General features: G+C 73.5%; 5 protein-coding genes and 1 pseudogene. 5 read left to right on the forward strand and 1 reads right to left on the reverse strand.

The genetic code is table 11. The features are described 5' to 3' along the window. The 5 genes and pseudogenes from ACWDRR_RS37920 to ACWDRR_RS37940 form a co-directional block, all read left to right on the forward strand. Positions 1–865: solute symporter family protein (locus tag ACWDRR_RS37920; protein WP_449776828.1), on the forward strand; the 865-nt coding region annotated here is incomplete at its 5' end. A 278-nt stretch (positions 866–1143) separates the two neighbouring features. Next, a complete protein-coding gene (locus ACWDRR_RS37925; protein WP_449776829.1) occupies positions 1144–1947 on the forward strand; it encodes a LytR/AlgR family response regulator transcription factor in 804 nt (267 codons plus the stop codon). A gap of 176 nt (positions 1948–2123) precedes the next feature. Further along, complete coding sequence (locus tag ACWDRR_RS37930; RefSeq protein WP_449776830.1) at positions 2124–2498, forward strand: hypothetical protein; 375 nt, start codon at positions 2124–2126, stop codon at positions 2496–2498. A gap of 24 nt (positions 2499–2522) precedes the next feature. Continuing rightward, positions 2523–4306, forward strand: a pseudogene (locus tag ACWDRR_RS37935) (sodium/solute symporter). After that, the gene (locus tag ACWDRR_RS37940) at positions 4303–5517 is read left to right on the forward strand and encodes a sensor histidine kinase (RefSeq protein WP_449776831.1); all 1215 of its coding nucleotides are present in this window, start codon (positions 4303–4305) and stop codon (positions 5515–5517) included. The pseudogene ACWDRR_RS37935 and the gene ACWDRR_RS37940 overlap by 4 nt, the downstream one beginning before the upstream one ends. Positions 5518–5566: 49 nt before the next feature. Here the strand turns inward: ACWDRR_RS37940 and ACWDRR_RS37945 are convergent, their stop codons facing one another. After that, positions 5567–8467 (reverse strand): glycosyl hydrolase family 95 catalytic domain-containing protein, encoded by a 2901-nt coding sequence (locus ACWDRR_RS37945; RefSeq protein ID WP_449776832.1) that lies wholly within the window; start codon positions 8465–8467, stop codon positions 5567–5569. Positions 8468–8530 lie beyond the last annotated feature (63 nt).

Genomic DNA, 8530 nt, shown 5'->3' on the forward strand with positions numbered 1-8530 from the left:
GCTCGACTTCCTCAGCCTCGGCATCGCCCTGGTGCTCGGCACCGCCGGTCTGCCGCACATCCTGGTCCGCTTCTACACCGTGCCCACCGCCAAGGTCGCCCGGAAGTCGGTGCTCTGGGCGATCGGCATCATCGGCGGCTTCTACCTGATGACCCTGGCGCTCGGCTTCGGCGCGGCCGCCCTGCTCGGCCCGAAGACCATCAAGGCCTCCAACGCGGCGGGCAACACCGCGGCCCCGCTGCTCGCCGAACACCTGGGCGGCGGAGCCGGCACCACCGGCGGCGCGATCCTGCTCGCGATCATCTCCGCGGTGGCCTTCGCCACCATCCTCGCCGTGGTCGCCGGGCTGACCCTCGCCAGCTCCGCCTCCTTCGCCCATGACCTCTACGCCAACGTCATCCGGCGCGGCAGGGCGAGCGAGAAGGAGGAGGTGCGCTCGGCCAAGCTGGCCGCCGTCGCGATCGGCGCCGTCGCGATCGTGCTGTCGCTCTTCGCCGACAAGCTGAACACCGCCGCCCTGGTCGCGCTGGCCTTCGCGGTCGCCGCCTCCGCCAACCTGCCGACCCTGCTCTACTCCCTCTTCTGGAAGCGCTTCAACACCGTCGGCGCGGTCAGCTCGGTCTACGCAGGTCTGATCAGCTCCGTCCTGCTGGTGACCTTCTCGACCGTCGTCTCCGGCAAGCCGACCTCGCTGCTCCCCCACAGCGACTTCCACTGGTTCCCGCTGGAGAACCCCGGCCTGGTCTCCATCCCGATCGGCTTCCTGGCCGGCCTGATCGGCACCCTGCTCTCCAAGGAGAAGGCCGACCCGGCGAAGTACGCCGAACTGGAGGTCCGCTCGCTGACCGGACTCGGCGCCCACTGACCCGGCCGGGCAGCCCACCCCGAACGAACCGCCGGACGTGACCGCGCGTACCGTCCGCCGATCCCCCGGGCGTGGGAGCCGCCTTCGTCCCGTTCCGCGTACTCCTCGGTGGGGGTACGCGGAACGGGGGAGGCCGCGAGGTCGGCGACACCACCACCCTCGCCGACAGCTCGGTGATCCCCGTGCGGGCGGGTGCGGGTCGCCCACCCGCAGGTGAACGCCGAAGAGGCACGTCACGACTGGGTGGACGTCGCCCGCCGCGGACTACACTCCGCACCATGCTGCGCGTACTGGCCGTCGACGACGAGAGGCCGGCGCTGGAGGAGCTGCTGTACCTCCTGCGCGCCGACCCGCGGGTCCGCAGCGCCGAGGGGGCCACCGACGCCACCGAGGCGCTGCTCCGGCTCAGCCGGGCGCTCGACGCGGGGCCCGACGCCCCGCAGGCCGTCGACGTGGTCTTCCTCGACATCCACATGCCGGGGCTGACCGGGCTCGACACCGCCAGGCTCCTCGCCGGGTTCGCCCGCCCTCCGCTGATCGTGTTCGTCACGGCCCACGAGAACTTCGCCGTCACGGCGTTCGACCTGAAGGCCGTCGACTACGTGCTCAAGCCGGTGCGGCGGGAACGACTGGCGGAGGCGGTCCGCCGGGTGAGCGAGCTGGCCGAGGCCGCGCGCGAGAGCGCTCCCCCCGCCGAAGCCCCGCCGACGGCTCCGGCCACGGCCGAGGGCTCCCCGGGCGGGGACGCGGACGAGTACATCCAGGTGGACCGCGCGGGTGTGATCCGGTTCGTCGCGGTCGGCGACATCGCCTACGTCGAGGCCCACGGCGACTACGCCCGGCTGCACACCGCCGACGCCGTCCACCTCGTCCGGATCCCGCTGGCCGTCCTGGAGGAACGCTGGGCCGCCCGGGGTTTCGTCCGCATCCACCGCAGCCACCTCGTCGCCCTCGGGCGCATCGACGAGCTGCGGCTGGACTCCGGGGCGACCACCGTGCGCGTCGGGGCCACCGTCCTCCCGGTCAGCCGCCGCCACGCCCGCCAACTCCGTGACCTGCTGATCCGCCGGGCGCACGGCTGACCCCGGGTGGCGCACCGCGCACACGGCGTCCGGCGCGGCCCTCCCTCGCCGCACTCCCCGGTGACCTCGGAATTATCCGTACATGATCTACCTTCCTCCCCCGTCGCTCTGTACTCTTCGATGACCCCGGACGCCCGTCCGGACGGGCCCGCCCCCACCTGCCCGGAGCCGATGCGATGCCAGCAGAGCACCGACCCCGCCGCGAGGTCGTCACCCGCACACCCGGACCCGTCCGCCGCCCGCCCGGTCACCGCCCGGCGCGCAGCGAGATCAGCGAGCAGACGCCCCTGGGTGATGTGTACGTGCGCTCGCTGATGCGGAGTCAGCTGCGCGCCGGGTTGTCCGCACTGGGTCTGCTGCTGCTCCTGGTCGGGCCCCTGCCGCTGCTGTTCGCCTCCCCCGCCGCCGGCTCCTTCTCGCTGCCCCGCCCGGTCCTCTGGGCGGTGCTCGGCGTGGCCGTCTACCCGGTGGTCTGGCTCATCGCCCGCCGCTACGTCCGCCGCGCCGAACGCAACGAGCGCGACTTCACCGGGCTCGTCGAAGGCCGCTGAGCAGGCGCTGATGGGGACGGCCCGGTGAACCAGACCTACGCGGTGACGGCCGTCGCCCTCGTCGTCGTCGCCACCGTCCTGATCGGTGCGCTCGGGCTGCGCATCTCCCGCACCACCTCCGACTTCTACGTCGCCTCCCGCACCGTCGGACCGGGCCTCAACGCCGCCGCCATCAGCGGCGAGTACCTCTCCGCCGCCTCCTTCCTCGGCATCGCGGGCCTGCTCTTCCTCCAGGGCCCGGACATGCTCTGGTACCCGGTCGGCTACACGGCCGGCTTCCTGGTCCTGCTGGTCCTGGTCGCCGCCCCGCTGCGGCGCTCCGGTGCCTACACCATCCCCGACTTCGCCGAGGCCCGGCTCGAATCGCCCGGCGTGCGCCGGCTGGCCGGCCTGTTCGTCGTCGGCATCGGCTGGCTCTACCTGCTGCCGCAACTGCAGGGTGCCGGCCTCACCCTGGAGATCCTGACCGGCGCGCCCGAATGGCTCGGCGGCATCGTCGTCGCCGTCGTCGTCACCGGGGTCGTCGCCGCCGGCGGCATGCGCAGCATCACCTTCGTCCAGGCCTTCCAGTACTGGCTCAAGCTCACCGCACTCCTGGTCCCCGCACTGTTCCTGCTCGCCGCCTGGTTCGGCGACGACACACCGCGGGCCGGGTTCGACGCCCCCGCCGTCTTCCGGGAGCACACCGTCGTGCGGATCCACGACACCACCCGAATCCGACTGGACGAGCCCTGACGGTCGGGGTCGTCGGCGAGGTCGACGGTGCCCGCCACGACGGTGACCGGCTCACCCTGGGCAAGGGCACCCACCACGTCCTCGCCGGGACCGAGTTGACCTTCGCGGGCGGCGCAGAGGTCCCCCGGCCGGCCTCCAGCGGGACCGACACGGCCCGGTCCTCGCCCTTCGCGGGGGACGGCCGCGAGGGCTACCGGCTGTACGCGACGTACGGGCTGATCATGGCGACCTTCCTCGGCACGATGGGGCTGCCCCACGTCGCCGTCCGCTTCTACACCAGCCCCGACGGGCGGGCCGCGCGCCGCACCACGCTGGTCGTCCTCGGGTTGGTCGCCGCCTTCTACCTGCTGCCGCCGGTGTACGGGGCGCTGAGCCGGGTCTACGCGCCTGAGCTCGCCCTCACGGGCGCGGCCGACGCCGCGGTGCTCGTCCTGCCGGAGCGCGTGATCGGCGGGGTGCCGGGGGACCTGCTGGGTGCGCTGCTGGCCGGGGGCGCGTTCGCCGCCTTCCTGTCCACCGCGTCCGGGCTGACCACCTCCGTCGCGGGCGTGCTGTCCCAGGACGTCCTCCCCTCGGCCGGGGTGCGGTCCTTCCGCCTGGCGGCCGTCCTCGCGATGGCCGTGCCCTGCGCGGTGAGCGTCGTCGCCAGCCACGTGCCGGTCGCGGACGCGGTCGCCCTCCCGTTCGCCGTTTCGGCGTCCTCCTTCTGCCCGTTGCTCGTCCTCGGGATCTGGTGGCGCCGGCTGACGCCGCCGGGTGCCGCGGCCGGTCTCCTCGCCGGAGGCGGCTCGGCCCTGGCGGCCGTCCTGGTCTCCCGGGCCGGGATCGCCCCGACGGGCTGGGTCGACGCCCTGCTGGCCTGGCCCGCCGTCTGGTCGGTCCCGCTCGGCTTCCTCACCATGGTGCTGGTGTCGCTCGCGACGCAGCGGCACGCACCGGCCGGGGCCGCGGCCATCCTGGCGCGACTCCACCTGCCCGAGTCCATGGTCGGCCTCCCGCAGCCGAGGGCGGGCGGCGGCACGCGCACCCGAAGCGGTCTCGCCGACCCCACGGACCTCGCGGGGCGGCCATGACCGCAGGGACCCTCACCGCCGTCTGCACCGCCGTGGTCGTGCTGCTCGCCGTCGGCTTCCTGCTCGGCCGGGCGAGCGCGCGACGCGGCTCGGGGCGGGATCTCGATCTCGGCACCCCGGTCGAGCGGGCGACCTTCCAGACCCTGCACACCGCCTCCCTCGCCGCGCCCCCGTTGCGGGCCGGACTCACCGAGGACACCGCCCGCAGGGCCGCCCGTCAGCTGCGCTCCCTGCTCGGCACCGAGGCCCTGTGCCTCACCGACCGGGACACCGTCCTGGCCTGGGACGGCCGGGGCTCCGACCACCACCCGCAGCGGGTGATGGGGCGGATCACGGACGTCCTCGCCTCGGGGCGCAGCCAGAGCGTCCACACCGGCTGTGACGATCCCGCGTGCCCGCTCCGCTGGGCCGTCATCGCCCCGCTGACCGGGGAGGAGGGCGTCCTCGGCGCACTGGTGGCCTACGGCTCGCGGGAGTCCGCCGTGCTGGTGCGGGCCGCGACCGAAGTCGCCCGCTGGGTGTCCGTGCAGCTGGAGCTGGCCGAGCTGGACCGCTCCCGCACGCGGATCATCGAGGCGGAGATCCGGGCGCTGCGGGCCCAGATCTCCCCGCACTTCATCTTCAACTCGCTGGCCGCGATCGCCTCCTTCGTCCGCACCGACCCCGAGCGGGCCCGTGAACTCCTGCTGGAGTTCGCCGACTTCACCCGGTACTCGTTCCGCAGGCACGGCGACTTCACGCACCTCGCCGACGAGTTGCGCTGCATCGAGCAGTACCTGGCGCTGGCGGGGGCCCGGTTCGGCGACCGGCTGAAGGTGACCCTCCAGGTGGCTCCCGAGGTGCTCCCGGTCACCATGCCCTTCCTCTGTCTCCAGCCGCTGGTGGAGAACGCCGTCAAGCACGGCCTGGAGGATTCCCGGGGCGAGTGCCGGATCTCCATCTCCGCCCAGGACGCCGGTGCCGAGGCGGTGGTGACCGTCGAGGACGACGGGGTCGGCATGGATCCGGCGGAACTGCGGCGCATCCTGGCCGGGGAGGTGGGCGGAACGTCGGGCATCGGTCTGGTCAACGTCGACGAACGGCTGCGCCGGGTCTACGGCGAGGACCACGGGCTGGTCATCGAGACGGCCGTCGGGGCGGGCATGAAGGTCACGGTCCGGCTCCCCAAGTTCCGGGCGGGTGTGCACCGGGTGCCCAGGAGCGGTTTCTGACCGCGGTGGAGCCCGCGCCGGGGCCGGCGCGGGCTCGCCGGGGGGCCGCTCAGACGCTCTCCAGCCTCCAGTCCTGGCCGGCCGTGCCGCGGGCGGGCTGCTGGACGATCCGGGCGCCGTCGGCGGTGGAGGCGGTCTCCACGTCCACGGACAGCCCGCTGGACACGTTGACCAGGTTGACGTGGCCCGCGGTCGCGGCGGGGACCACCCGCCACCACTGGTTGGGGCTCCTGGTGCCGGTCCACTGGTCCAGGGCCTGGCCCGGGGCGGTGGAGGCGCCGGGGTTGTCCAGGACCTTGCCGCTGTGGACGTTCACCAGGCGGAAGGAGCCGTCCGCCTCGGGTTCGAGGGTCCACCGCTGGTTGGCGCCGCCGTTCCAGGGCCACTCGACGACGGGGCCGCCGTCGGAGGTGGAGGCGCCGAGGACGTCGAGGACCTTGCCGCTGGCGCGGTTGACCAGGCGGTAGGTGCCGGCGAGCAGGCCCAGGGTGATCCGGGTGCGGGTGCCAGCGGTGAGGGTCACCCTCCTGGCGTGGGCGCCGAGCGGGGAGGGCGCCACCGGGGCCCCGGTCGCGACGGAGGTGATGCCGCGGCGGCAGATCAGCGTGATCTCCTGGGTGATGTCCGAGACCACGGTGGCGGTGACGGTACGGGCCGCGGTGTCCCAGCTGAGGCTGTTGACCAGGACGCGGTTGCGGCCGCGGACGCCCTTGACGGTGCCCTTGGCGAGTTGGCCGGGCAGCGCGGGCAGGAGCTCCAGGACGCCCGGGCGGGTGTAGAGGAGCGCTTCGGCGAGGACGGCCGGCAGGGTGTTGGCGGCGTCGCAGTTGTAGGTGGTGAGGTCGGGGTTGTGGGAGGTCATCAGGGAGCGGAACAGCATGTTGCCGCCGAGGATCTTCCTGAGGTTCTCGTGGACGCCCGCGCCGTCCTTGAGGCGGGCCCGGGCCAGCGCGCGGTGGAGGCTGCCGTGCGCCGAGAGGTTCTCGTCGCCGCGCAGGTCGAGGGCCCGGCCGGCGGAGCGGACCAGGTCGGGGCGGTCCTCGGGGTTGATCTCGTGCAGGGGCCAGGCGCCGTACAGGTGGTGGACGTGCCGGTGGTTGTAGCGGTCGGTCAGGCCGGGCCAGGACCATTCCGCGAGCGCGCCGTCGTTGTTGACCGTGTAGTCGGGCAGTTGGGCCAGCAGGGCCGTCCAGCGGGCGACGCCCCGCCCGGGGCCCTGCTCGACGCCGAGCGTGTCGGCGGCGTCGACGGCGGCCCGGAGGGCGTGCCGGCCGGCCATGATGTCGCCGGTGGCGTTGACCGAGAGCATCTGCCCGGTGTTCGAGGGCGAGTTCTCCATCGAGAAGGACGGGACGAAGACCTTCTTCCCGCCCGCGTCGGTGCGGGTCAGGAAGTCCTCGTAGAACAGGGCGAGTTCCATGAGGGCCGGGCCGAGCTTGTCGCGGAGGAAGGCGGCGTCGCCGGTGACCTGGTAGTACTCCAGCAGCGGGTGGAGCAGCCAGTCGGCGCCGCCGGTCCAGCACTGGCCGGGGAAGTCGCCGTCGTTGAAGTGGAGCATGTGGCCGTGCTCGCCGTCGGTGCGGGTCGGGGCGAGGAAGCCGCGGGCCCCGTAGATCCTGGCCGCGTTGTCGCGCCAGTCGGCGAGTTGTCCGAGGACCAGGTCGAAGTAGCCCTGCATCGCGGTGCCGTGGTTCAGGATGTTGCCGCCGGCGACCTGGAGGTTGACGTTGGCGTCGGTGGTGATGTCGTCGGCCCAGGCACCGGTCCAGCTGCCGGACCAGATGCCGGTGAGCCGCGGCGGGAGGACACCGCTGGAGCTGACGAACAGGTAGCGGCCGGAGTCGTACAGGCGCTCCAGCAGCGCGAGGTCGATGACCGACCTGTTGCCGTTCTGGCGGGCCGTGAGCTCGCTGGTGGACAACCGGCGGTCGGCGGCCGGAACGTCGAGGTCGAGGCTGGAGCCGTCGAACATGGCCTGGTGCAGCGGCCGGTGCCGGCCCAGCAGGGTGCCGTAGGAGGCGGTCAGGGCGCCGAGTGCGGCCTGGAGCGGCTTGGCGTCCCAGCCGGTCGGCGTCTCGTACCGGTCCAGCTTGGTGAGCAGCAGCACCTTGGTGGCCCTGGCGACGACCAGGGTGACGCCGTTGGCGGTCACCGAGGCCTTGGCGCCGGTGACGACGACCCGGGTGACGCCCTCGTAGCCGTACGCCCCCTGCCCGGCGGGGTAGGTGCCGCGGAGGTTGAGGTAGCCGTCCCGGCCGACGACCGTCGCCGTGGTGCCGAAGGTGACGCTGTTCGGCGTCCCTTCGAGGGCGGTGTCGACGCTGAGCACGGTGTCGACGGTCCGCCCGGCCGCGGGCAGCAGCTCGTGGACGACGACCTGGTCCGCGCGGGAGGCGAAGGCGTGGCGCTTCCAGGTGCCGTACGCGTCGGTCCAGGTGTGGGTGACCTCGCCGGTGCGGAAGTCGGTCATCCGCGCGTAGTCGGCGGTGGCGCTCATCTCCGGGCTGCTCAACCGGAGTTCGTAGCCGGGGTGGAAGGTCTGGGTCCAGCGCAGGCTCCAGTCGCCGGCGAAGGTGGCCGACGCGCCGCCGTAGTCGCCGGCGAGGGCCTTGTCCTGCACGGCGGGGAGCCGGCCGGCGAGGTCGGGGGGCTGGACCGTGCGGGTGCCGTTGGGGAGGACGAAGCGGTGGTGGTTCAGGACGACCTCCTCCAGGGCCGGGCTCCCGTGGAGCACCGCGCCGTACTCGCCGTTGCCGGTGAGGAAGCCGTCGGTCCACTCCGTGGCGGGGGCGGTGTCGTGGATGCCCCGCTCCGGGAGGGTGACCTGGGGCGGCACGGCCGCCGCGGCCCGGGACGGAAGGAGGTGGAGGGGCAGCACGACGGCGCCCGCGGTGATGGCGGCACCGGTGAGGAAGTGTCGGCGGCCCAGTGGTGGGTCGGGCAGGCTCATGGCAGTGGCTCCGTTTGCCGGATGGGGGAAGACCGGGCGGGGGAAGAGCGGGTAGCGGAAGAC

This window comes from Kitasatospora sp. NPDC003701, from assembly GCF_053587085.1.

Bases quoted from the DNA above. Each gene is read 5' to 3' on its own strand.
- ACWDRR_RS37930 (WP_449776830.1), top strand. From the start codon at position 2,124: ATGCCAGCAGAGCACCGACCCCGCCGCGAGGTCGTCACCCGCACACCC.
- ACWDRR_RS37945 (WP_449776832.1), bottom strand. From the start codon at position 8,467: ATGAGCCTGCCCGACCCACCACTGGGCCGCCGACACTTCCTCACCGGT.
- ACWDRR_RS37925 (WP_449776829.1), top strand. From the start codon at position 1,144: ATGCTGCGCGTACTGGCCGTCGACGACGAGAGGCCGGCGCTGGAGGAG.
- ACWDRR_RS37940 (WP_449776831.1), top strand. From the start codon at position 4,303: ATGACCGCAGGGACCCTCACCGCCGTCTGCACCGCCGTGGTCGTGCTG.